Origin of the sequence: Streptomyces sp. G45 (assembly GCF_049542095.1) — a bacterium.
Taxonomy (GTDB): domain Bacteria; phylum Actinomycetota; class Actinomycetes; order Streptomycetales; family Streptomycetaceae; genus Streptomyces.
Window position 1 is genome coordinate 6,699,193 of sequence record NZ_JBMUZU010000001.1, and the last position, 23,314, is coordinate 6,722,506.

At 73.5% G+C, this 23,314-nt stretch carries 21 protein-coding genes and 1 pseudogene; 10 read left to right on the forward strand and 12 right to left on the reverse strand.

The annotated features are described in order from the left end of the window. Positions 1–15: 15 nt before the first annotated feature. Positions 16–660: a GntR family transcriptional regulator gene (locus ACOBQU_RS28280; protein WP_423630760.1), complete on the reverse strand. Its 645-nt coding sequence runs from the start codon at positions 658–660 to the stop codon at positions 16–18. Between the two features lie 350 nt (positions 661–1,010). Here ACOBQU_RS28280 and ACOBQU_RS28285 point away from each other — a divergent pair, with 350 nt between their 5' ends. Genes ACOBQU_RS28285 through ACOBQU_RS28310 form a run of 6 tightly spaced genes read left to right on the forward strand, consistent with a single transcriptional unit; the run spans position 1,011 to position 5,111 of the window. Then, positions 1,011–1,412: a WXG100 family type VII secretion target gene (locus ACOBQU_RS28285; protein WP_423630762.1), complete on the forward strand. Its 402-nt coding sequence runs from the start codon at positions 1,011–1,013 to the stop codon at positions 1,410–1,412. 59 nt (positions 1,413–1,471) lie between these two features. Further along, the gene (locus ACOBQU_RS28290; protein WP_423630764.1) at positions 1,472–1,786 is read left to right on the forward strand and encodes a WXG100 family type VII secretion target; all 315 of its coding nucleotides are present in this window, start codon (positions 1,472–1,474) and stop codon (positions 1,784–1,786) included. Further along, a complete protein-coding gene (locus ACOBQU_RS28295) occupies positions 1,786–3,531 on the forward strand; it encodes an RNase A-like domain-containing protein (RefSeq protein ID WP_423630766.1) in 1,746 nt (581 codons plus the stop codon). Before ACOBQU_RS28290 ends, ACOBQU_RS28295 begins: the two co-directional genes overlap by 1 nt. Positions 3,532–3,548: 17 nt before the next feature. Further along, positions 3,549–4,124, forward strand: a complete 576-nt coding sequence (locus ACOBQU_RS28300; RefSeq protein WP_423630768.1) for a hypothetical protein — start codon at positions 3,549–3,551, stop codon at positions 4,122–4,124. A 20-nt stretch (positions 4,125–4,144) separates the two neighbouring features. Then, positions 4,145–4,444, forward strand: a complete 300-nt coding sequence (locus ACOBQU_RS28305; RefSeq protein WP_423630770.1) for an RNase A-like domain-containing protein — start codon at positions 4,145–4,147, stop codon at positions 4,442–4,444. Positions 4,445–4,460: 16 nt separating this feature from the next. Further along, entirely contained in the window at positions 4,461–5,111 is a 651-nt protein-coding gene (locus ACOBQU_RS28310) for a contact-dependent growth inhibition system immunity protein (RefSeq protein WP_423630771.1), read from the forward strand. Between the two features lie 84 nt (positions 5,112–5,195). Here ACOBQU_RS28310 and sucB read toward each other — a convergent pair. From sucB to ACOBQU_RS28330, 4 genes and pseudogenes are all read right to left on the reverse strand, one after another. Next, a pseudogene (sucB, locus tag ACOBQU_RS28315) lies at positions 5,196–6,979 on the reverse strand (2-oxoglutarate dehydrogenase, E2 component, dihydrolipoamide succinyltransferase). Positions 6,980–7,039: 60 nt separating this feature from the next. Then, positions 7,040–8,428 (reverse strand): dihydrolipoyl dehydrogenase, encoded by a 1,389-nt coding sequence (gene lpdA, locus ACOBQU_RS28320; RefSeq protein WP_423630773.1) that lies wholly within the window; start codon positions 8,426–8,428, stop codon positions 7,040–7,042. 386 nt (positions 8,429–8,814) lie between these two features. Next, entirely contained in the window at positions 8,815–10,368 is a 1,554-nt protein-coding gene (locus tag ACOBQU_RS28325; protein ID WP_423630775.1) for a leucyl aminopeptidase, read from the reverse strand. A gap of 123 nt (positions 10,369–10,491) precedes the next feature. Next, positions 10,492–11,274, reverse strand: a complete 783-nt coding sequence (locus tag ACOBQU_RS28330; RefSeq protein WP_423630777.1) for an adenosylcobinamide-GDP ribazoletransferase — start codon at positions 11,272–11,274, stop codon at positions 10,492–10,494. Between the two features lie 100 nt (positions 11,275–11,374). On the opposite strand from ACOBQU_RS28330, the gene ACOBQU_RS28335 reads away from it, so the two are divergent. Continuing rightward, positions 11,375–12,154 carry a hypothetical protein gene (locus tag ACOBQU_RS28335; RefSeq protein WP_423630779.1) on the forward strand — a complete coding sequence of 260 codons (780 nt, stop codon included), beginning with the start codon at positions 11,375–11,377 and terminating at the stop codon, positions 12,152–12,154. Here ACOBQU_RS28335 and ACOBQU_RS28340 read toward each other — a convergent pair. The 3 genes from ACOBQU_RS28340 to cobT form a co-directional block, all read right to left on the reverse strand. Beyond that, positions 12,079–12,795: a hypothetical protein gene (locus tag ACOBQU_RS28340; protein WP_423630781.1), complete on the reverse strand. Its 717-nt coding sequence runs from the start codon at positions 12,793–12,795 to the stop codon at positions 12,079–12,081. The two genes, ACOBQU_RS28335 and ACOBQU_RS28340, sit on opposite strands and share 76 nt — an antisense overlap. Next, the gene (locus tag ACOBQU_RS28345; protein ID WP_423630783.1) at positions 12,792–14,567 is read right to left on the reverse strand and encodes a phosphatidylglycerol lysyltransferase domain-containing protein; all 1,776 of its coding nucleotides are present in this window, start codon (positions 14,565–14,567) and stop codon (positions 12,792–12,794) included. The genes ACOBQU_RS28340 and ACOBQU_RS28345 overlap by 4 nt, the downstream gene beginning before the upstream one ends. A 123-nt stretch (positions 14,568–14,690) precedes the next feature. Continuing rightward, positions 14,691–15,734, reverse strand: coding sequence for a nicotinate-nucleotide--dimethylbenzimidazole phosphoribosyltransferase (gene cobT / locus ACOBQU_RS28350; protein WP_423630785.1), 1,044 nt, complete (start codon positions 15,732–15,734; stop codon positions 14,691–14,693). A gap of 255 nt (positions 15,735–15,989) precedes the next feature. Here cobT and ACOBQU_RS28355 point away from each other — a divergent pair, with 255 nt between their 5' ends. Further along, positions 15,990–17,102, forward strand: a complete 1,113-nt coding sequence (locus tag ACOBQU_RS28355) for a class I SAM-dependent methyltransferase (RefSeq protein ID WP_423630786.1) — start codon at positions 15,990–15,992, stop codon at positions 17,100–17,102. Positions 17,103–17,112: 10 nt separating this feature from the next. Here ACOBQU_RS28355 and ACOBQU_RS28360 read toward each other — a convergent pair whose 3' ends face one another. Then, complete coding sequence (locus tag ACOBQU_RS28360) at positions 17,113–18,321, reverse strand: bifunctional adenosylcobinamide kinase/adenosylcobinamide-phosphate guanylyltransferase (protein WP_423630788.1); 1,209 nt, start codon at positions 18,319–18,321, stop codon at positions 17,113–17,115. Between the two features lie 113 nt (positions 18,322–18,434). Here ACOBQU_RS28360 and ACOBQU_RS28365 point away from each other — a divergent pair, with 113 nt between their 5' ends. Continuing rightward, positions 18,435–18,656 (forward strand): hypothetical protein, encoded by a 222-nt coding sequence (locus ACOBQU_RS28365; protein ID WP_423630790.1) that lies wholly within the window; start codon positions 18,435–18,437, stop codon positions 18,654–18,656. 887 nt (positions 18,657–19,543) lie between these two features. On the opposite strand, the gene ACOBQU_RS28370 is transcribed toward ACOBQU_RS28365, so the two are convergent. The 3 genes from ACOBQU_RS28370 to ACOBQU_RS28380 form a co-directional block, all read right to left on the reverse strand. Beyond that, positions 19,544–20,587 (reverse strand): S1C family serine protease, encoded by a 1,044-nt coding sequence (locus ACOBQU_RS28370; RefSeq protein WP_423630791.1) that lies wholly within the window; start codon positions 20,585–20,587, stop codon positions 19,544–19,546. A 173-nt stretch (positions 20,588–20,760) separates the two neighbouring features. Beyond that, positions 20,761–21,459 carry a class I SAM-dependent methyltransferase gene (locus ACOBQU_RS28375; RefSeq protein WP_423630793.1) on the reverse strand — a complete coding sequence of 233 codons (699 nt, stop codon included), beginning with the start codon at positions 21,457–21,459 and terminating at the stop codon, positions 20,761–20,763. A 65-nt stretch (positions 21,460–21,524) separates the two neighbouring features. Next, entirely contained in the window at positions 21,525–22,124 is a 600-nt protein-coding gene (locus tag ACOBQU_RS28380) for a DUF3043 domain-containing protein (RefSeq protein WP_423630794.1), read from the reverse strand. A 372-nt stretch (positions 22,125–22,496) separates the two neighbouring features. Between ACOBQU_RS28380 and ACOBQU_RS28385 the strand changes: the two genes are divergently transcribed. Beyond that, positions 22,497–23,291, forward strand: coding sequence for a PspA/IM30 family protein (locus ACOBQU_RS28385; RefSeq protein WP_423630796.1), 795 nt, complete (start codon positions 22,497–22,499; stop codon positions 23,289–23,291). Positions 23,292–23,314: the final 23 nt, after the last annotated feature.

A 23,314-nucleotide genomic window follows, 5' to 3' on the forward strand; every position in this document is an offset into this window, starting at 1 on the left:
CGGGGCGGGCGCGGCTCAGGCGGACTGGGCGTCGCTGTCGGGGCGGGGCGCGCAGCCGAGCACATGGGCCTTCACGACCTCCGCGATCCGCGGGTCCCGGCGCTGGAACGCCTGCACCAGGGCCTCGTGCTCCTCGGCGTACGACTGCTGCACCGTGCCCAGCCAGCGGATCGACAGGGCGGTGAAGACCTCGATGCCGAGGCCTTCCCAGGTGTGCAGCAGCACCGAGTTCCCCGCGGCCCTGACCAGCTCGCGGTGGAAGGCGACGGTGTGCCGCACCTGCCCCGTGCCGTCCTTGGCCCGGTCGGCCTCGTACAGGGCCGCCACGTGCGGCTCAAGTGCCGAGCAGTCGTCGGCGAGCCGGTCCGCCGCCAGCTCCGCGGCGATCGCCTCCAGGCCCGCGCGGACCGGGTAGCTCTCCTCCAGGTCCGCGGCGGTGAGATTGCGGACGCGCACGCCCTTGTTGGGCGCGGACTCGATCAGGCGCAGCGACTCCAGCTCCCGCAGGGCCTCCCGTACGGGCGTCTGGCTGACCTCCAGCTCGACGGCGATCCGGCGCTCCACGATCCGCTCGCCCGGCTTCCAGCGACCGCTCACGATGCCTTCCACAATGTGCTCGCGAATCTGTTCGCGCAGCGAGTGAATGACGGGCGCGGTCATGGAGGCTCCTCAGCAGGGCGTGGCCCATGGGTGGCGGCGGGCCTTTAGACAATACGGCGGGACGGCGCCCCGCAGGTGGTCGGAACGGCGCCGTGGCAGGTGAAGCTCGTAACAGATGGACCCCTTCCCGCCCTGGCGGGCGAGGGGGCGACGACCACCCGACCGGGGCCGAGCGCGACCCTGTGCCACGCGGGTACGAGCCCCCAAGGGGGCCGGTTCCGGACGTCCCTGCGCCTCAACACCCCCTCCCCTTGGAGCACTTCACACCCGCAACTAGAATCCCGCCGGGGGCGGATGGGCCGGATCCCGGGTACCCGAACGTACTCGGATATACGGGGGTGGGGCAGGCGATGACGGGCAAGGACCTCGCGGCCAAGCACGTCGACCTGACGAAGCTGGCCGACGATCTCGACGATATGCAGGAGTACTTGAACCGCCAGGTCCGGCGCATGGACGGCATCGTCGACCGGATCGAGACGGGCTGGCGGGGCCCGGCCGCGCGCGACTACCGCGCGCTGCACCGCGAGGCCGCCGAGGACGCGGTCCGCATCCGGGAGGTCATGAAACGGCTGGAGCAGGCCGTGCGCATGAGCCGGGACGGCTTCACGGAGCTCGAACTGGACCTGCTGTCCCGCTTCAGGGCGGTCCAGGTCGATGTGGCGGCCGAGGCGGACAAGCTGTCCACACCGGTCGCCGCGGAAACGGAACCGGTGGCGCCGCCACGGCCGCCGAGCGGCCTCGACGGCCTGTGACCGCGGCCGGTTCGACGACGTGAGCGGGACGACGGACGACAGCCGGGACGGGGAGACGCATGCCGGGCGGCAGCGGAGACGAAGAGCACATAGCGGTCACGTTCGGGGCGCTGGAGGAGCTGGCCGGGGAACTGGAGGACATCCTCAGGCTGCTCAACGGAAAGCTGGAGGGCCTCTACACGCGCCTGGTGCCGGTGGTCGCGTCCTGGGAGGGCGAGGCCCGCGAGGCGTTCCTGCGCGAACTTGACAAGTGGGACCGCTCGGCACGGGACCTGGAAGCCGCGCAGAAGTGGCTGCACGAGGTCGTCACCGGCGGCCACCGGAGCTATGTCTCCGCGCACCAGGCGGTGCTGCGCGGCTGGGGCGGCGCCTGATGGCGGACCGGCGGCCCACGGACGAACAGCGCCAACAGGAGCGGGCGGCCGCGCGCCCGCCCTCGCCCAAGACGGCCCCCGGCGGCTTCGACGTACAGCCGCAGCACCTCTACTACACCTCGCTGGTGGTGCGCGACGGCCAGTTCGCCTACGACAAGGGGGCGACAGCGCTCGTCAGCACCCTGAACAAGTACAGCCAGTCGGCGGGCACGGGCCGGGGCGCGGACGCCTTCTCGGCGGCGTACAAGACGGTCACCGAGAAGTTCCTGGAACTCTGGGCGAAGAGCGTGGTGAGCGTGGGCGGCGTCTGCGTCGGGCTGACGGACACCGCCAACAAGTACGCCCAGGCGGACTGGCAGGCGCGCAGGAAGCAGGGCCTGCCGCCGGTCCAGAAGCAGCCGCCCGTCGTCATCGACAAGCCGCCCCGGTACGGGCCGGTCAACGACATCAAGTGGACCGGCACCGGCGAGGACGCGGACTCCTGGCAGATCTCCGGAGTGCTCGGCGAGGTACCGGACTTCCTCGCCGACGTGATCAGGCCCGCGATCGAGCACGGGCTCAACCTCGGCAAGATGCACGAGATCACGCCCGGCGCCCGGGAGGACGAGTTCCGGGACATGGCCGTGGCCTGGCGGGCGGTTGCCAAGGACGCGAAGGCGGCGTCGGACGACTTCAACGGCGCCATCAAGTTCATCACCAACAGCCAGGGCAATGACGAGTGGCAGGGCGCGATGAAGGCGTTCTGCCAGACCATCTGGGGCGCCACCGAGTGGGGCAGGACCTACGACGCCCAGGGCAACCGCGCCTCCATGGGCCGTAGCTGGAAGACGAACCGCAAGGTCGCGCCCGCGAAGCAGCGGCCCATCATCGAGGTCCTGCGCCAGACCGCGACCACCGTGCAGGAGGCCCTCGACCGCCTGGCCGAGGTGGCCGTCACCAGCCGGGAGACCAAGACCCGGCTCGCCAAGGAGGCCGCGAAGGCGACCGTCAAGGACCTGACGACGGGCCTCGACCCGCTGGAGCTGGCTCGGCTCGCGGCGACCGCCGCGTTCGGCGAGATCGTCATGACGTTCCGCTCCCATATGGACAAGGCCGCCGCCGACGCGGTGGTGGAGTCCTACCACCAGGCCTTCGACGAGGCCGCGACCAAGCTGAAGACCCTGGAGATCGAGCTGGACGAGGCGCTGCTCAGCGCCCCCACGTTCCGCGCGGAGGAGGCCCGCGCGGAGGCGTACGGCGCGCGCTCCCTGAACGAGTTCAAGAAGGAACACAGCTGGCAGCGCCCGGAGAGCCCGGTGCCGTACAAGTACAGCCTCGACCTGGCGACGGAGGAGGAACTGTACGGTGGCCACAGCGTGGACAAGCACGTCGGCAAGACGGATATGCAGCTGACGCAGCGGTTGCGGGACGAGGCGAACGGGCAAGGCAGGATTGGTATTCCTGGGGCTTCCAGCTTCACCGACCTTGAATCTGCCCAGAAATATACCCAGTACAACATTCGGAGTAATTCGGCAGAAATAGATCAGTGGCTGAAGCAACCGCCAAAGGTGGGTGTCACCAAAGAGTTCAAAGTGCCGTCGGTAGTCGATGGCCCCGTGGGGGCACCCGTCGTGACGGGGCGGACGGCGCCGGTGGTGAATGGACATCCGACGCCGCCGAAGGACGCCCACGGCGTCTCGACGGTGCTCAAGTACGAACCGTCTCTGGACCCGCCGTTCGTCGTGCTGACGTCCATGCCCAAGTGAAGTGCGAGGAGACTGTGATGGCCGAACTCAATGAGCGGTCGTGGGCCGAGGCGATCGGCATGTACGAGTACGGCTACCGCATCGTCAAGGTGGTGCGCAGGGAGCACGAGGACTGGGTGCGTGATGTGTACACGGCGATGCGGGGTGACGTGCCGGACGCCCGTGGCTGGGCCGTGAACGACTTCTATGCCACCGAGGGCGAGTTCGACCGGCTCGATGACCCGTTTCACCCCTTCACTCTGCTGCCGGAGGACGCGGAGAAGCGAGAAGCGGTCAGGCTCCGACTGTGTGAGATTCCGCGTGCCTCCGCCAAGCGGTTCCTCGTGGTTCTTACGGCACTTTCGCTCGATGTCGGCGAGTACCCAGACTTTGAGGAACGCAGGCCGGGGCTCGAAGGAAAGGCCGAGGTCGTTCTGTCGCGTTTTCCCGAAGGATCCCGTTTCTACGTTAACACCGAGCCCGAGACCCCCACCATGGACTACTACCAGGGGACATCCGGTTGCTCCCCCTTCGCCGACTACGACCTGGAGCTGGGCATGATCCTCGTATCCGAGGCAGAGGTCGGGATGGTCTGGGCCTTCCTCCCGCTGTGACCCGCCCTGGAAGGAGCACCGTGCGCACCCGTACCGCCACCTACCCCGACCGCGAGACCGCCCAGTGGGCAACGCAGCACGTGGTCAACCGGAACGAGCAGGTCATCCACCGCTGGCTGGCGCGGGACACGCGGCGGCGGCTGGTGATCGAGGCGGCGTGGCCGTCCCGTGCGGAGCCCGTGGGGCGGGTGCTGACGCAGGCGATGATGCTGGCGGGGCGCGGTGCCGTCGACGTGCGGGCCGCCCGCGTGGTGCTGCGCCGCGAACCGACGGCGGCGCACGGGTTCGCCGTGCACGCCAGTTTCCCCGTCTACGTATGAAGGCAGTGAACTCACCGTGGCGCTGACACCCCTCGCACACGACCGCGGCTACGGCGAACTGGACGAGGTCCTGCGCGCCTACGTCGGCCAGGCCGCCGACGACACGCGGGAGGAGCCGAGCGCGGCCCTCACCGCCTATCTGCGGCACACCTGGCACACCCGCCCCTGGGCGCTCGCCGTCGCCGAGAGCCAGTTGCGGGAGTACGCGCGCACCCCGCCGGGGCGGCTGCGGGTGCGGCTCGGGGAGTTCTACGCCCTGCCGGACGTCGGCCTGGCCGACGCGGACGTCCTGGACTGGCTGGCGCTGCTCGCCGACCACATCCGGCGCAGCGTGGACGAGGGCCTGGTCCCGGCCCCGGCGAGCCCCGCCACGCACTGGGAGTGGCACGCCCGCTTCCCGGAGCTGGGGCAGTTCCTCGGCGGCTGGTTCTCGCAGGACATGCCGGACGAGTTCGACGGGCACGAGGCGGCGGTGGACGACTACGCCGCGACGACCGATCGCCAGCTCGTCGCCCGGCTCGTCGGGGAGATCAGGGAACTGCTGGCCCTGGGCCTCGACGAGGCGGAGTACGCCGTCGGCGTCGCCGAGCTGGGCATGGAGGTCGACGTTCCGGCCCCGTACGGCCCGAGCGGCTGGCTGGCGCTCATCGCCGCCCGGCTGGGGTGATCGGCGGCGCCCGGGCAACGCGTACGGCCCCTGCCCGGAGTGTTCCGGGCAGGGGCCGTACGCGTGCTGCTACCGCGCGGGGCCTTACAGGCCGAGCTCGACCTCGAACTCGCCAGCCTCCAGGATGGCCTTGACCGTGGTCAGGTAGCGGGCGGCGTCCGCGCCGTCCACCAGGCGGTGGTCGTAGGACAGCGTCACGTAGGTCATGTCGCGCACGGCGATGGTCTCGCCGAGGTCCGGGTGGTTGATGACCACCGGGCGCTTGACCGTGGCGCCGATGCCCAGGATGGCGACCTGGTTCGGCGGCACGATGATCGTGTCGAACAGGGCGCCGCGCGAGCCGGTGTTGGAGATGGTGAAGGTCGCGCCGGACAGCTCGTCCGGGGTGATCTTGCTGGCGCGGACCTTCGCGGCCAGGTCGGCGGTCGCCTTGGCGATACCGGCCAGGTTGAGGCCACCGGCGCCCTTGATGACCGGCGTCATCAGACCCTTCTCGGAGTCCACGGCGATGCCGATGTTCTCCGAGTCGAAGTACGTGATGGTGCCCTCGTCCTCGTTGATGCGGGCGTTGATGACCGGGTGGGCCTTCAGCGCCTGCGCCGCCGCCTTGACGAAGAACGGCATCGGGGACAGCTTGACGCCCTCGCGGGCGGCGAAGGAGTCCTTGGCCTTGGCGCGCAGCTTCATCAGCTTGGTGATGTCGACCTCGACCACGCTGGAGAGCTGGGCCTGGCCGTGCAGCGCCTTCATCATGTTGTCGCCGATGACCTTGCGCATGCGGGTCATCTTGACCGTCTGGCCGCGCAGCGGGGACGCCTCGATGGCCGGGGCCTTCGAAGCGGCCGGGGCGGCCTGAGCGGCGGCCGGGGCGGCCTTCGCGGCCTCGGCGGCGGCGAGCACGTCCTGCTTGCGGATGCGGCCACCGACGCCGGTGCCCTTGACCGCGCCCAGGTCCACGCCGTTCTCGGCGGCGAGCTTGCGCACCAGCGGCGTGACGTACGCGCCGTCGTCGGCCGGGGAGGCCGGGGAGGCCGGGGCAGCGGGCTTCGCCGGGGCCGGGGCCGGGGTGGCGGGCGCGGCCGGGGCGGCCGGAGCCGGGGCGGCCGGGGCGGCGGGCGCCGCGGGCTGCGCCGGAGCCGGGGCGGCAGCGGCAGGCTGCGCCGGGGCGGCCGGAGCCGCGGGGGCGGCGGGCTGCGCCGGGGCGGCCGGGGCCTCGGCGGGAGCGGCCGGGGCCGCGGCGGGGGCGGCACCCGGGGCGCCGATGACGGCGAGCTTGGCGCCGACCTCGGCCGTCTCGTCCTCGCCGACGACGATCTCGAGCAGCACGCCGGAGGCGGGCGCCGGGATCTCGGTGTCGACCTTGTCCGTGGAGACCTCGAGCAGCGGCTCGTCGGCCTCGACGGACTCGCCGACCTCCTTCAGCCAGCGGGTGACGGTGCCCTCGGTGACGGACTCGCCGAGCGCGGGCAGCGTGACGTCGGTGCCCTCGGCGGCGCCACCGGCCGGGGCGGCGGGCGCCTCAGCCGGGGCGGCGGGGGCGGCCGGGGCCTCCTCGGCGGCGGGCGCCGGGGTCGGCTCGGCGGCCGGGGCGGGCTCGGCCGCCGGGGCCGGGGCCTCGGCGGGGGCGCCGGAGCCGTCGTCGATGACGGCCAGCTCGGCGCCGACCTCAACGGTCTCGTCCTCGGCGACCTTGATGGACGCCAGGACACCGGCGGCGGGGAGGGGATCTCGGTGTCGACCTTGTCGGTGGACACCTCGAGCAGCGGCTCGTCGGCCTCGACGCGCTCGCCCTCGGCCTTCAGCCAGCGGGTGACAGTGCCCTCGGTGACGCTCTCGCCGAGCGCCGGAAGGGATACGGAAACCGCCATGGTTTCTGTTGCTCCTTACGAATTGCGGAAAGTCTGGTCGTCGCGCCCGTGTGACTGAGGTCAGTCGTGCGAGTGCAGGGGCTTGCCAGCGAGGGCGAGGTGGGCCTCGCCGAGCGCCTCGTTCTGCGTCGGGTGGGCGTGGATGAGCTGGGCGACCTCGGCGGGCAGGGCCTCCCAGTTGTAGACGAGCTGGGCCTCGCCCACCTGCTCGCCCATGCGGTCGCCGACCATGTGGACGCCGACCACGGCACCGTCCTTGACCTGGACGAGCTTGATCTCGCCCGCGGTCTTCAGGATCTTGCTCTTGCCGTTGCCCGCGAGGTTGTACTTGAGGGCGACGACCTTGTCCGCGCCGTAGATCTCCTTGGCCTTCGCCTCGGTGATGCCGACCGACGCGACCTCCGGGTGGCAGTACGTCACCCGCGGCACGCCGTCGTAGTCGATCGGCACGGTCTTCAGACCGGCCAGGCGCTCCGCCACCAGGATGCCCTCGGCGAAGCCGACGTGCGCGAGCTGGAGCGTCGGGACGAGGTCGCCGACGGCCGAGATCGTCGGCACGTTCGTGCGCATGTACTCGTCCACCAGGACGTAGCCGCGGTCCATGGCGACGCCCTGCTCCTCGTACCCGAGGCCCTGGGAGACCGGGCCGCGGCCGATGGCGACGAGCAGCACCTCGGCCTCGAAGGTCTTGCCGTCGGCCAGCGTGACGCGCACGCCGTTCTCGGTGTACTCGGCCTTCTCGAAGAAGGTGCCCAGGTTGAACTTGATGCCGCGCTTGCGGAAGGCGCGCTCAAGGAGCTTGGAGCTGTTCTCGTCCTCGACCGGCACCAGGTGCTTCAGGCCCTCGACGATGGTGACGTCGGTGCCGAAGGACTTCCACGCGGAGGCGAACTCGACGCCGATGACGCCGCCGCCCAGGATGATCGCGGACTGCGGCACGCGGTCCAGGACCAGGGCGTGGTCCGAGGAGATGATGCGGTTGCCGTCGATCTCCAGGCCCGGCAGGGACTTCGGCACGGAGCCGGTCGCGAGCAGCACGTGGCGGCCCTGGATCCGCTGGCCGTTCACGTCCACGGAGGTCGGGGACGACAGGCGGCCCTCGCCCTCGATGTAGGTCACCTTGCGGGAGGCGACCAGGCCCTGGAGGCCCTTGTACAGGCCCGCGATCACGTCGTCCTTGTACTTGTGGACGCCCTTGATGTCGATGCCGTCGAAGGTGGCCTTGACACCGAACTGCTCGGCTTCGCGCGCCTGGTCGGCGATCTCACCGGCGTGCAGCAGGGCCTTCGTCGGGATGCAGCCGTTGTGCAGGCAGGTGCCGCCCAGCTTGTTCTTCTCGATCAGCGCGACGTCCAGACCCAGCTGGGAAGCGCGCAGGGCCGCGGCGTAACCGCCGCTACCACCGCCGAGGATCACTAGGTCGAAAACGGTGCTGGCGTCGTTCGCCACGTCACGTCCTCCATGCATGTGCGCCGTGCGCCGGACCCCGCTTGCCGGGGACCACCGGTCGGTCGGCTGGTATTCGGCCGCTCTTCTTCGGCCCTGTGGTGGGGGCCCTGTCCTGCCGAGAACCCATCTTCGCACTTGTCGACGGCAGGCGGGACGTCGGGCCGGGCGTGCGGGCGGCTGACCACCGGTAGCGGGGGGTCAGGGCCGCCTGCGCCCGTGGGATTTCATTGACAGCGAAATTGTCAAGGACGCCGTAAGACGCCCGGCAGGACGCCGTCGGACGCCCGCCGCGGGACGCCCCGGGGCGCCCCGCGCACGCCGCACGGCCCCGGGAGCGAGGGCACCCCGGGGCCGTACGGAACGAGCACTGCTCAGACGAGCGCTGCTCAGCCGAGGTCGCCCGCGGCGGTGCGCTCCGCGAGGCGCACCAGGGTGCGGACGGCGGAGCCGGTGCCGCCCTTGGGGGTGTAGCCGAAGGGGGCGGCCTCGTTGAAGGCCGGGCCCGCGATGTCCAGGTGGGCCCAGGTGATGCCCTCGCCCACGAACTCCTTCAGGAACAGGCCCGCCACCAGGCCGCCGCCCATGCGCGCGCCCATGTTGGCGATGTCGGCGGTGGGGGAGTCCATGCCCTTGCGCAGGTGCTCCGGCATCGGCATCGGCCAGGACGGCTCGCCGACCTCCTCGGCGATCTCGTGCAGCGAGGCCCGGAAGGCGTCGTCGTTGGCCATGATGCCGAAGGTGCGGTCGCCCAGGGCCAGGACCATGGCGCCGGTCAGCGTCGCCACGTCGACGATCGCGTCGGGCTTGTCCTCACTGGCCTTGGTGAGCGCGTCGGCCAGGACCAGGCGGCCCTCGGCGTCGGTGTTCAGGACCTCGACGGTCTTGCCGCTGTACATGCGCAGGACGTCGCCGGGGCGCGTCGCCGAGCCGGACGGCATGTTCTCGGCGAGCGCCAGCCAGCCGGTGACGTTCACCTCGAGGCCGAGGCGCGCGGCGGCGACGACGGCGGCGAAGACGGCCGCGGCACCGGCCATGTCGCACTTCATGGTCTCGTTGTGACCGGCGGGCTTCAGCGAGATGCCGCCCGAGTCGTACGTGATGCCCTTGCCGACGAAGGCCAGGTGCTTCTTGGCCTTCGGCGAGGTGTACGACAGCTTCACCAGGCGCGGCGGGGCCGCGGAGCCCGCGCCGACGCCGAGGATGCCGCCGAAGCCGCCCTTGGCGAGCGCCTTCTCGTCGAGCACCTGGACCTTGACGCCGTGCTCCTTGCCCGCGGCGGTGGCGACGGCGGCGAAGGCCTCCGGGTCGAGGTCGTTCGGCGGGGTGTTGATCAGGTCGCGGGCGCGGTTGAGCTCCTCGGACACGGCGAGCGCGCGCTCGACGGCGGCCTTGTGGGCCTTGTCGCGCGGCTTGGCGCCGAGCAGGGCGACCTCGGCGAGGGGGGCCTTGTCGGCGCCCTTGTCGTCCTTGGCGGCCTTGCCCTGGGCCTTGGCGTCCTTGGCGGCGCCCTTGTACGCGTCGAAGGAGTACGCGCCGAGCAGGGCGCCCTCACCGATCGCGGACACGCTGTCGGCGCCCTCGACCGGCAGCGCGAACGCGGCCTTCTTCGAACCGGCGAGGGCGCGCGCGGCGGTGCCCGCGGCGCGGCGCAGCACGTCCGCGTCGAACGCCTCGCCCTTCTCGGGGGCCGGGCCGAGGCCGACTGCCAGGACGACCGGCGCCTTGAAGCCGGACGGCGCGGGCAGCTTCGTCACCTCGCCCTCGCCGCCCGAGGCGCCGAGGGTCGAAAGGACGGTCGCGAGCTTGCCGTCGAACGCCTTGTCCACGGACTCGGCGCCGGGGGCCACGACCGGCCCCTCGGCGCCCTTCGCGACACCGACGACGATCGCGTCGGCACGCAGGCCGGACGCCGCGGCGGTGCTGAGAGTCAGAGCAGTCACGGTGCTGAAGCCCTACTTTCATTGAGTTTTACGGTGACTTCGCGGGCTGCGGGGTGGTGAGCCCGCTCGCGAGCCTACGCCGGTAAGCGCTGCGGTGCGCCTCACCGTCCGTGTTCGGTGGGGTCAGCCGAGGCTGAGGACCACCAGTGTGGCGGTCGCCGCGGTCTCGGCGAGGCCGCCGAAGACGTCGCCGGTCACGCCCCCGAAGCGGCGTACGCAGTGGCGCAGCAGCAGTTCGGCGGCGGCGCAGCCGAGCAGCACGGCGCCGCCGGTGCGGGCCATCGCGGCGGCGCCCCAGGGGGCCGCCGCGGCGGCGGCCGCGGCCACCGTGAGGACGAGGACCGCGAGGGCGCCGGGCGCCGGGACGGTGCCCGCGACGGCGGCGCCGAGGCCCTCGGGGCGGGCGGGCGGCACACCGGTGCGGGCGGCGAGGGCCAGGGCGGTGCGGGCGGTGACCGCGGCGATGACGGCGGCGGTGGCGCCGTGCGCCGCGCCCTCGTCGTACAGCTCGGCGAGCGCCGCGACCTGGGCGAGCAGCACGAGGACCAGGGTGATCACGCCGAACGGGCCGATGTCCGACTGCTTCATGATCCGCAGGGCGTCGTCGGCGGGCTTGCCGCTGCCGAGGCCGTCGGCGGTGTCGGCGAGCCCGTCGAGGTGCAGCCCGCGCGTGCCCGCGGCCGTGACGGCGACCCCGGCGACGGCGGCCGTCAGCGGGCCCGCGCCCAGCAGCAGCAGGGCGCCGCCGACCGCCGCGGCAAGACCGCCGAGCACCAGGCCCGCGACGGGCGCGCACAGCATGCCCGCGCGCGCGGCGGCGCGGTCCCAGCGGCGGACGCGCACGGGGATCACGGTGAGCGTCCCCAGGGCGAAGCGGAGGCCGTCGGCGGGGGTGGGTCTGGGCATTGGGCGAGGTTACCCGGACCGGGCCCGGCGACCGCCGCGGCCCCGCGCGCACGGGCCTCCCGGCCTGCGAGAAGGGGCCGCGAACCGCAGGATGGGGGCCATGGACGGCTGGTGGTACCGGAACGTCGTGGAGCCGGGGAAACTGCCCCTGCTGCTCGCGCTGGTCTCCTTCGTGGGCTCGTTCGTGGTCACGCGGACGATCACCCGTCTCATCCGCGCGGAGAAGGGGCCCTTCCGGAACATCACCACGGGCGACGTGCACGTCCACCACGTCGTGCCCGGCATCTTCCTGATGCTGGTCGGCGGCTTCTGGGCGGTCGCCGCGGGGCGGCACAGCGTCGGCTCGATGTGCGCCGCCGTGCTCTTCGGCATCGGCGCGGGCCTGGTCCTGGACGAGTTCGCGCTGATCCTGCACCTGGACGACGTGTACTGGAGCGAGCAGGGCCGCAAGAGCGTGGAGGTGGTGATCCTCACGGCGGCCCTGGTGGTGCTCGTCCTCACCGGCTTCACCCCGTTCGGCGTCAACGACCTCTCCGTGGCGGAGCGCCACAACCGGGTGGCGTTCGCCCTGAACACCGTTGTGAACTGCGGCTTCGCCCTGATCACGATGGCCAAGGGCAAGCTGCGCACCGCCCTGATCGGCATGGTCGTCCCGCTGGTGGCGCTGGTCGGCGCCGTCCGTCTGGCCCGCCCCGGCTCGGCCTGGGCGCGGCGGTTCTACCGCGACCGGCCGCGCGCCCGGGCCCGCGCGAGCCTGCGCGCCTTCCGCCACGACCGCCGCTGGACGGGCCCGCGCCGCCGGGTTCAGGACTGGATCGGCGGCAAGCCCGACCCGGCCCCGGGCCCCGGGGTGCCCGAGCGCCGCCGGGAACCCCGGTGACGTACCGCCGTGTCGACGGCGCACACGATCAGCACGCCCGCGATGGCCGCCAGGTGCTCCTTGCCCGCGAGGTTGTCCTTGACCAGGACCTCGACGACCATGAGGGCGATCACCAGGGCCGCGGTGACGTACGCCCGGTGGCGCCAGCAGACGAACACGGCGAGGCCGACGACGGCCGCGGAGGGCCCGGTGTCGACGACCTGCGCGTCGGACGCGGGCAGGCCGATCGGGTGGCCGGGCCCGAGGGCGATGCCGAGGCGCGCGTACAGGGTGCCCGCGAGCGTGGCCGCGTACCCGACGACGAGCGTGCGCCACCGGCCGAGGCAGATCTCGGCGATGCCGAAGACCAGCAGGATCTGGGCGAGCGCGCCCCACACCGGCAGGTCGAGCGCGGGTACGAACAGGGACAGGGGGGTGCGGACGAGGGCCAGCCACAGCGGCTCCTCGGCCCGCACGGAGCCGATGTTCTGGATGAACTGGTAGCCCCAGGGCTGGTTCTGCACGTACTGGAACAGCGAGGTCAGGCAGATGGCGCCGAGCGTCATCGGGATCGCGCGCCAGCGCCGGGCGGCGAGCGCGCCGCGCACCGTGGAGTACAGCTCGCCCCACTCGGCACGGACCAGCCGGGTCAGGGTGTTCATCTTCGGGACTCCAGGTGTGAGCGATGCAGCCATTTCGGCAGGCCCGGCGCTTCCAGGAAGCCTTCGGCGCGCGCGGCGGCGATCCCGATGCGCGGCAGGTCGCCGCTCTTCTCGAAGAGCAGGAACCGCGGCTCCCAGATGGGCCGGTACTTGGCGTTGGCGCGGTACAGCGACTCGATCTGCCACCACCGGGAGAAGAAGCTGAGCAGCGAGCGCCACAGCCGCAGCACCGGGCCCGCGCCGAGCCGCGAGCCACGCTCGAAGACCGACCTGAACATCGCGAAGTTCAGCGACACCTGCGTGATGTGGATCTCGGCGGCCCGCTGGAGGAGTTCGATGACCATGAACTCCATCAGGCCGTTGTCGGAGTCCCGGTCACGCCGCATCAGGTCCAGGGAGAGGCCGTTCGGGCCCCACGGCACGAAGGACAGCAGGGCCTTCAACTCGCCCTCGCCGTCGGTGCACTCCAGCATCACGCACTGCCCGTCGGCGGGGTCGCCGAGCCGTCCGAGGGCCATGGAGAAGCCGCGCTCGGTGGCGCCGTCGCGCCAGTCGTCGGCGCGCCGGAGGAGGTGCGCCAGCTCGTCCTCGGGGATGTCCGCGTGGCGGCGGACGCGCACCTCGTACCCGGCGCGCTTGACGCGGTTGTAGGCCTGCCGGACGGTGCGCATGGCGCGGCCCTCCAGGGTGAACTCGGCGACCTCGACGACGGCTTCGTCACCCAGCTCCAGGGCGTCCAGGCCGTGCCGGGCGTAGATCGTGCCCGCCTCCTCGCTGGCGCCCATCACCGCCGGGGTCCAGCCGTGCTCGCGGGCCTCGGCCAGCCAGGGCTCGATGGCGCCGGGCCAGGCCTCGGGGTCGCCGATGGGGTCGCCGGAGGCCAGCGAGACGCCGCTCACCACGCGGTAGGCGACCGCGGCCTTGCCGGTCGGGGACCACACCACGCTCTTCTCGCGGCGCAGCGCGAAGTAGCCGAGCGAGTCCCGCTCGCCGTGCTTGGCGAGCAGCGCCCGCAGGCGCTCCTCGTCGTCCTCGGTGAGCGGGTCCACGGCCCTGCGGGAGCGGAACGCGGCGTACAGGACGGCGATGAGCAGCAGCGTGCTCAGGACGTTGATGGTGACGTTGACCCAGCCGGGCGTGGAGATCCCCGGGAACCGGGAGTCGTCGGCGGCCAGCGACACCAGGCGCATCGTGCCGTAGCGCCAGCGGTCGAGGAAGGTGGAGCGCTGCTCGTCGTGGGCGTGGTTGGTGACGGTCACCAGGAGCGCGGCGAGCAGCGACGTGACGAGCAGCCCGCCGACGGCGACGGCCGCCGCCAGCTTCGGGTTGGAGCGGTCGCCCTTGGCGTAGAACTCGCGGCGGCCGACGACGAGCGCGGCGACGAAGCCCGCGGTGAGGACCAGCGAGATCCAGTTCTGCGCGTACTGCCTGATCTCCGGGAAGAGCATCGCCACCGCGAACAGGAGCAGGAACAGGCCGCTCAGTACGGTGTTGAGGATCCACGCGGCGCGTTTGCGGCGGCGCATCGTGATCGCCAGGAACATCGTGAAGACACCGGACGCGAAGCCCGCCGTGAGCAGGTACGGCGTGAAGTAGTTCTCCGTGTTGTGGCGCCGCAGGTCCTGCCCCAGGGAGACCCAGACGGCGCTGAGGAAGTTCACGAAGGCGACGGCCCGCAGGTACCACACGGCTGCCGCCGCGGCCCGCCGCGAAGTCCGCGTCGACCTCGGGTTCTTCGTGTCCGCTGACCGTTCCGACCGTTCGACTCCCATAAAAGGGGATCTTATGGGGTGTTGTGGTGTGATATGGGTGCACGCCGAGCGCACGAAGGCGCGGGGGGTGCGCCTCCGTGCGCTGTGCGCCTTCGTACGGGGGCCCGGGCGGGCGTACGGCCGTCAGGCCTCCGGCAGCTCCGCGGACAGCGCCGCCGCGGCCCGCACCAGCGGCACCGCCAGCAGTGCCCCGGCCCCCTCGCCCAGCTTCACGCCGTGGCCGAGCAGCGGCTCCAGGGCCATCCGGTCAAGGGCCTTGGCCTGGGCGGGCTCCCCGCTGTCGTGGCCCGCGAGCCACCAGTCCGGGGCGCGGAAGGCGACCCGCTGCGCCACCAGCGCCGCCGCCGCGGCCACCACCCCGTCGAGGATCACCGGCGTACGGCGCACCGCGCACTGGAGCAGGAACCCCGTCATCGCGGCCAGGTCGGCCCCGCCGACGGCGGCGAGCAGCTCCACCTGGTCGCCGAGGACTGGCCGGGCGCGCCGCAGCGCGTCGCGGACCGCCGCGCACTTGCGCATCCACGCCAGGTCGTCGATCGGCGCGCCGCCCCGGCCGGTCACCACGGACGCGTCCGTGCCGCACAGCGCCGCGATCAGCGTGGCCGCGGGCGTCGTGCCGCCCACGCTGATGTCACCGAGCACGACGAGGTCGGTGCCGGAGTCGGCCTCCTCGTCGGCGAGCGCGATGCCCGCGCGGACCGCGCGCTCGGCCTCGTCCACGGTGAGCGCGTCCTCGATGTCGATCCGCCCGGAGCCGCGCCGCACCCGGTGGCCCGCTACCTCGGCGGGCAGCTCGTCCGGATCGCAGTCCAGGGCCATGTCGACGACCCGCACCGGCACGTCCACCTGGCGCGCCAGCACCGCCGCGGGGCTGGTGCCGTCCAGGACCGCCCGCACCAGGTCGGCGGCGCCGCCCGCGGGCCGCGCGGACACGCCGAGCTCGGAAACGCCGTGGTCACCGGCGAAGAGCAGCGCCCGCGGCCGGGTGACCGGCTTGACCGGCACGGCCGCCTGGGCCGCCGACAGCCACTCGGCGAGCTCGTCGAGGCGGCCGAGCGCGCCGGGCGGCAGGCCCTGGCGCTCCCTGCGCTCTTCGGCGTCGCGGCGCACCCCTCCGTCGGGCCGCTCGATCAGGTCGGTGAAGTCGTCGAGAATCAGCGAGCTCATTCGGCGAACAGTACCGGCGCGCCCGTGCGCCCGTGCGCACGGCCCCGCGCGCTCCCGCGCCCCCGTTCCCCGCCCCTCCCGAAGTGACACGCCGTCAGGCGAACCGGCGGAGCGGGTCACCTCGTGTGATCCACTGACTCCGCGGAGTCAGCGCGGCCGCGCGGGCACCGCCCCCGCCCCCGCCCCCCCGTCACGGGAGCCCGCCCGCCCCCAGCGGCCCCCGGAGCCGTCCCCGTCAGCCCCAGGAGTACCGCCATGGACGCCGCCCAGCAGGCCACCGCCGCCCAGCGGGTCGCCGCCCGCCGCCCGGCCTGGCTCGCCCAACTCGCCCAGGGCACCGAGCGGTTCCACGAGCCGCGCCGCGCCGACTGCCCCTGGTGCGGGGCGGACCGCCCGCGCACGCGCCTGCGCACCACCGACCTCCTGGGCCGCAAGCCCGGCACGTTCACCCTCGACGAGTGCCAGGCGTGCGGGCACGTCTTCCAGAACCCGCCCCTGACGCCCCAGGGCCGCGACGTCTACGGCCGCGACGCCCAGGAGGCGCTCGACTGCCCGTACGCCCCTCACGCGCACTCCCACACGCACTCCCACACGCACCGCGTCGCCCACGCCCTGGCCGCCCGGCGGCACCGCGCCCGCGCCCGCGCGCTGGCCCGCCTCGCCGAGCCCGAGAGCTGGCTCGACGTCAACACCGGAGCCGGGCACTTCCCGGCCGCCGCCCGGCACGTCCTGCCGTACACCGCCTTCGACGGGCTCGACCCGGGTACCGAGGTCGAGGCGGCCCGCGAGGCCGGGCACGTGGAGGAGGCCCACCGGGGGCGGCTGCGGGACCTCGCGCCCCGGCTGGAGGGCCGCTACGACGTGGTCAGCCTGTTCCACCAGCTCGAACGCGCCGCCGACCCGCGCGCGGAGCTGCGGGCCGCGCACCGCGCGCTGCGCCCCGGCGGGCACCTGGTGATCGAGGCGTACGACCCCGCCTCGCGCGCCGCCCGCCTGCTCGGCCGCTGGTGGACGGCGCACGGCCAGCCCCGCCACCCGCACCTGCTGCCGCTCGCCAACCTGCGCGACGCGCTGACCGGCCTCGGCCTCACCGTGGTCGCCGCCGACCGCCGCGCCGCCCACGTCCCCGCCGACCTGACCGCCGCGGCGGCCCTGCTCGTCGGCCGCCTCGCCCCCGCCCCCGACGTGCCGTGGCGTGCCAAGGCCCCCGGGCCGCACCGCCGCCGCCTGCGCCGCGCCTGCTGGTGGGCGGCCGTGCCCCTGCTCGCGGCGGCGGCCGCCGCCGACCACCTGCTGGCGCCGCTGCTGACCCGCACGGGCTTCGCCAACACCTACCGCGTCATCGCCCACCGCCCCGCCGAGGAGTGACGGGCCGGGTTCACCCCCGCAGCGGCAGCGCCTGCCCCGCCACCACCAGCAGTACGTGCTCGCACTCCGAGGCGAAGGCGGCGTTCAGGCGGCCCAGCTCGTCGCGGTAGCGGCGCCCCGACGCGGTCGCGGGGACGATCCCGGAGCCGACCTCGTTCGACACGGCGACGAGGGTGCGGCGGGTGGCCCGCACCGCGTCCGTCAGCTCCGCGACCCGCTTGCGCAGCGCGCGCTCGCCGCCGCCCGCCCACTCGTCGTCGTCCCACGCGTTCACCTCGTCCATGGCGTGGGTCAGCCACAGCGACAGGCAGTCCACCAGCAGCGGCGGCCCCTGCGCGGCGAGCAGCGGCACCAGGTCGCAGGTCTCCGTGGTCCGCCAGGAGCCCGGGCGCCGCTCGCGGTGGGCCCGGACCCGCTCCGCCCACTCGGTGTCACCGCCGCGCAGGCCGCCCGTGGCGACGTACTCCACGTCCGGGAAGGCCTCCAGGCGCCGCTCGGCCTCCACGGACTTGCCGGAGCGGGCCCCGCCGAGGACCAGCGTGCGGCGCGGCACGTCCGGCACCTCCTCGTACGCGCCGACGGTCAGCGTCGTCCCGTCCGGCACCGCCCGCGCCCCCGCCGCGGCGAGGCGGCGCGCCAGCTCGGGCCCCGACGGCACGTCGTGCCCGACGTGCACCGCGATCACGTCCGTCGTCGGCCCCACCGCCCCGGTCGCCCGCAGCCGCGCGAGCCCGTCGGGGCGGCCCGCCACGTCGGCGAGCACCATCTCGTACGCGGTCTGCGTGCCGTTCTCGCCGCCGGTCCCGGCGGGCGCGCAGCCCGGCGGCAGGTACAGCAGCCGGTCGCCGTCGGGGCCCGTCACCTCGTAGCCGGTGCCGGGCGCGTCCATCGCGAGGGCGCGCACCCGGTGGCCGGTCAGCAGCGCCAGCTCCCGCCCGTCCGGGACCCGGCCCGGCTGCGGCAGGCCCGCCGGGACCTCCACGGCGGGCCCGTCGTGCGGATGCGAAAGCAGCACCTGGCGCACCCCGCCGAGCGAGTGCCCGGCGCGGGCGGCGGCGAGGGCGGCGCCGGGGGTGAGGTCGAGCAGCAGGACACCGTCGACGAGCAGCGCCGTCGCGGCCCGCGCCGCCCCGCCGAGCGCGGTCGCGCACACGGCGCAGGGACAGCCGGGGCGGGGCAGCCCCTCGGGGGCTCCGGTGCCGAGCAGAGTCAGTTCCACAGGAAGATCCTCCCGCGTCGCCCTCCGCGCCGCGCGCCCGGCTAGGCTTCAAGCGGCTTCGGTGGCCGCCCGACGGCGGCCGCCGGGACACCATTCGACCTCGGGAGGCTGACATGGCGGCATGGACGTGGCGGTTCGAGAAGGCGGACGGGACGGAGGTCCAGCCTGCCGTGCAGCCCGAGGAGTTCACCACCCAGGGCGACGCGGAGACCTGGATCGGCGAACACTGGAAGGACCTCGCCGAAGGCGGCACGGACCAGGTCACCCTCTTCGAGGACACGACGGAGATCTACGGCCCCATGAGCCTCCACACCCAGGAAGCGACCCAGCCCTGACGCCGACGAAGCGCGCCCGCTGAGCGCCGCGAGCTCGCCCGTGGGGGCGCCGCCAACAATCCGGGCGGCGCCCCCACACGCACGCCTGGGCCCCCATGGGGCACCCCAGGCGTACGCGCGCCCCGCTCCCACGCGCGCGGGTGCCCCGGGCTGGGGCCGACGTCAGAGTGCCGCCCAACGACACCGCTCCCACGCGCGCGGGTGCCCCGGGCCACCCGGACGCCGTCGGTCCCGCGCCCCACGCCCGCCTCCACGCGGCTGCGTGCCCCCGGTACGGACGGGGTGCCTCACGCGCGCCCCGGGGGCTCGACGGGCAGCGGGCCCTCCGCGTACGGGCCGCACCCTCACGCGCACATACGCCCTTCCCGGGCGATGCCACCAGCACGGGCCTCGGCACCGCGCCCACGCGTGTGCGCGGCCTGCCGTCTCGCGCGCGGGTGATCCGAGGTGTCGTCGGTCCCGCGGCCCGCGCCCGCCTCCACGTGGCTGCGTGCCTCCAGTGCGGTGCGGCAGGGGTACTGAGGGGTTTCTCGGGTGCGTGCCGGGGGCTCGACGGCAGCGGGGCACCGCGGGGTGTCTCGCGCGCGTGCGTCCCGAGGGTGTCGGTGCGGATATCCGCGTACGCGCCGCGCGGATCTGCCCCGCCCCCACGCCCGTACTCCCGTACGACACGTACATGCCGCGTGGCAGGGCGCTCGGCGCGGTGACGTGGCGTGGGTGGGGGCTGGGCCGTGAGCGGCGGCTGGTGGCTGCGACGGGTGTGGTTGCCGATCGCCCGCCGTGCCCGGCGGCCGGGCGGTGGCTTCACGGGGCGGTGCGGATGTGGTCCGCGGTCGGTCGTCGCCGTACGGGGCCCGTGGGCCGGACGGCGGCCGGGGGCGACGGCGTCACATCTCGCCGAGCGTGACCTCGGCACTGCGCTCGTCACCGTCGCGTACGTACGTCACCCGCTCCTTGTCGCCCGGCTTCAGCGCGGCGAGGGCCTCGGCGAGGGAGGTGACCGTGGTGATCGGGGCGTCACCGAGCTTGGTGATGATGTCGCCCGGCCGCAGCCCCGCCTTGTCCGCGCCGCCGCCGTCGCGCACCTCGACCACGGCGACGCCCGCGGGCCGGTAGTCGTCGCCGAGCACCGTGCGCGCGGAGACGCCGAGCGCGGCCCGGCCCGAGTCGGTGACCCTGCCGTGCTCGACGATCTGCCCGGCCACGGTCCGCACCATCGAGGCGGGGATCGCGAAGCCGATGCCGGGCGCGGCGCTGTCGCCCATGTCCGGGTCGGTCGCGGCGAGGGTCGGGATGCCGATGACCTCGCCGTCGAGGTTGACGAGGGCGCCGCCGCTGTTGCCGGGGTTGATCGCGGCGGAGGTCTGCACCATGTTGCCGATGGTGGCGCCGGTGCCGCCGCCGGAGCGGCCCTCGCTGACCGTGCGCCCGGTGGCCGAGACGATGCCCTGGGTGACGCTGGATGACAGGCCGAGCGGTGAGCCCATGGCCAGCACGATCTGGCCGACGGCCACCTTCGCGGAGTCCCCGAAGGCCGCCGCCTTCAGCCCCTTCGGCACGTTGTCGAGCTTGATGACGGCGAGGTCCTGCTCGGGGTACGCCGAGACCAGCGTGGCGCCGAGCGGCTGCTCACCGGTGGCCGTGGTCACCTTGAAGGTCTTCTCACGCCCGACCACGTGGGCGTTGGTGACGATGTGCCCCTTGTCGTCGTACACCACTCCGGAGCCGAGGCTGTCGGAGGCGTCGATCTGCACGACGGACGGCAGCACGTCCTTGATCACCTTCAGGTAGTCGTCCTGAAGGTCGCTCGCGGCGGCGGGCGCGGCCTGTGTCGTGGCGGGCGCCGACCCGTCACGGCCGTCAGCGCAACCGCTGACCACCCCGACGGACACGCCCACGACCAGCACGACTGCCGCACGGAAGGCTCTCATACCTCCCGAGTCTCACCTCGCTCCCCGCCCGGGGCCCGCACAAGGCACCCGACCGGGTAGTCCACCCGCCCGACGAGCCGAGCCCGCGCGCCGCCGACGGCGAGGAGAGCCCCCCGCGAGGGGCACGGACCCGCACCCGAAGCGCACCCGAGGCGCACGCGAAGGGGCCAGCCTCAGTCCCGAGCCCCGCACACATGGAGCAGGGAGGCCACCGCCCGATAGGGATCGGTACGCCCGGCCCGCTCCTCGGCGGCCACCAGCGCCTCCCACCCCGCGCCCCCGGCAGGGACCTCCGCGGCTTCGGAGAAGACGCGCACCCCGTACCAGGCCAGCAGCGGCGCGGCGATGCCCGCCAGCGCCCCCGTGACGGCGTCGAGTCGGTGCGCCCGCACCTGCGTGCCGGACCGGTCCGCGTACGTGTCGGTGCCGAACGCCGCCAGCGCCCCGGCCCAGTCGCCCCGCAGCCCCGGCCGCATGGCCATCGCGTCGGCGTTGCGCACGACGAGGGAGAGCAGCCCGCCGGGCGCGAGGACCCGGCCGAGCCCGGCGAGGACCGCGTCGGGCTCCTCCACGTGCATCAGGACCCCGTGGCACAGCACCACGTCGAAGCTGCCGGGCGGGAAGTGCACGCCGGTGTCCCGCCCGTCGCCCTCGACGATCCGCATCCGCGACCGGATGCCCTCGGGCTCCGCGGCGGCCGCGGCCCGCGCGGCGGCGAGCGCGTCGGCGTCCCGCTCGACGCCCGTCACCTCGTGCCCGGCGCGGGCGAGGCGCAGGGCCTGCACCCCGTGCCCCATGCCGACGTCGAGCACGCGCAGCCGCCGCCCCACGGGGAAGCGGGCGACTATCTGCTCGTCGAGCTGCCGCGCCACCAGCTCCTGGCGGACCGCCTCACGCGCCGCACAGCCGTCGCCGCCCCGGCGGTCGTCCTGACCGCTCAGGGCCGCTCTCCGCGCTTGACCTGCGGCTTCGGCAGGCGCAGCCGACGCATCTGGAGCGTGCGCATCAGGGCGTAGGCGACGGCGCCCTTCTTCGGCTCGTCGGGGAAGCGCTCCTTCAGGAGCTTCTTCAGCCGGAAGCCGGTCACCACGGAGTCGAGGACGATCAGAACGATCACGACGAGCCACAGCAGCAGCGCGATGTTCTGCAGCGACCCGATGCGGATCATGCTCAGTACGAGGATGATCACGGCCATCGGCAGGAAGAACTCGGCGACGCAGAACCGGGAGTCCACGAAGTCACGGGCGAACTTGCGCACCGGGCCCTTGTCGCGCGGCGGCAGATAGCGCTCGTCGCCGCTGGCCATGGCCTGGCGCTGCTTCTCCAGGTTGGCGCGGCGCTCCTCGCGCTGCCGCTTGGCGGCCTCCTTGCGCGTCATCGGCGTGTTCAGCACGCTGCGGCGCTGCGACTGGGCCATGGCGCGCTTGGGCGTGGGGCGGCCCTTGGGGGCCTGCGGGTCTCGGGTCTTGGGCGAGTCCTCGGTCACCGGCGCCTGGGCGGCGGGGGCCTTCTCGTCCTTGGATCGGCTACGGAACACAAAAGCCAAGGGTAAGGGGTAACCGGGGTGGCGCGGGGCCGCAGCCCTCTCTTCGCGGGGGCGGCCGGGGGAGACGGGCGGGTGTGGACCCCGGTCCGCCGGGGAACGATCCCGCAACACCGGCCGTCTTCATGATGTGCACGGGATGCGCACGGGCAGACCGGGGCAGACCGCGGGGGGCGAAGGCGCCGCCCGGGGACCGTTCCCCGGGGCGCACCTACTCCCTGCGCCGGATGGACGGGCAGTGCAGTCGTCCTTGGGGATGAGCGCATCCGCCCGCGAACAGTGCGGTAATGGATACAGACCCCGTACCGTGGGTCGTATCGCAGTAGCTGGAGCTGGAAGTCCGTCAGAAGGGGGCGCGCGAAGCCCATGAGCGGTGTCATGAAGCGTATGGGGATGATCTTCCGCGCGAAGGCGAACAAGGCCCTTGACCGGGCCGAGGACCCGCGCGAGACCCTCGATTACTCGTACCAGAAGCAGCTTGAGCTGCTCCAGAAGGTGCGCCGCGGCGTCGCCGACGTGGCGACCTCCCGCAAGCGCCTGGAGCTCCAGCTCAACCAGCTCCAGAAGCAGTCCTCCACCCTCGAGGACCAGGGCCGCAAGGCGCTCGCGCTCGGCCGCGAGGACCTGGCCCGCGAGGCGCTCTCCCGCCGCGCGGCGCTCCAGCAGCAGGTCAGCGACCTGGAGACGCAGCACCAGACGCTCCAGGGCGAGGAGGAGAAGCTCACCCTCGCGGCCCAGCGCCTCCAGGCCAAGGTCGACGCGTTCCGCACGCGCAAGGAGACCATCAAGGCGACGTACACGGCGGCCGAGGCCCAGACCCGCATCGGCGAGGCCTTCTCCGGCATCTCCGAGGAGATGGGCGACGTCGGCATGGCCATCCAGCGCGCCGAGGACAAGACCGCGCAGCTCCAGGCGCGGGCCGGGGCGATCGACGAGCTGCTCGCCTCGGGCGCCCTCGACGACTCCTCCGGCCTCGCCAAGGACGACATCCAGACCGAGCTTGACCGCCTCTCCGGTGGTACGGATGTAGAGCTGGAGCTCCAGCGCATGAAGGCGGAGCTGGCGGGCGGCTCCAGCGGCTCCGCGCAGCCCGCCATCGAAGGCGGCCAGGGTCAGGGCCAGGTCCAGCGGCACGACGCCCCGCGCTTCGACAAGCAGTAGCCACCGCTCACGTCCGAGGAGGG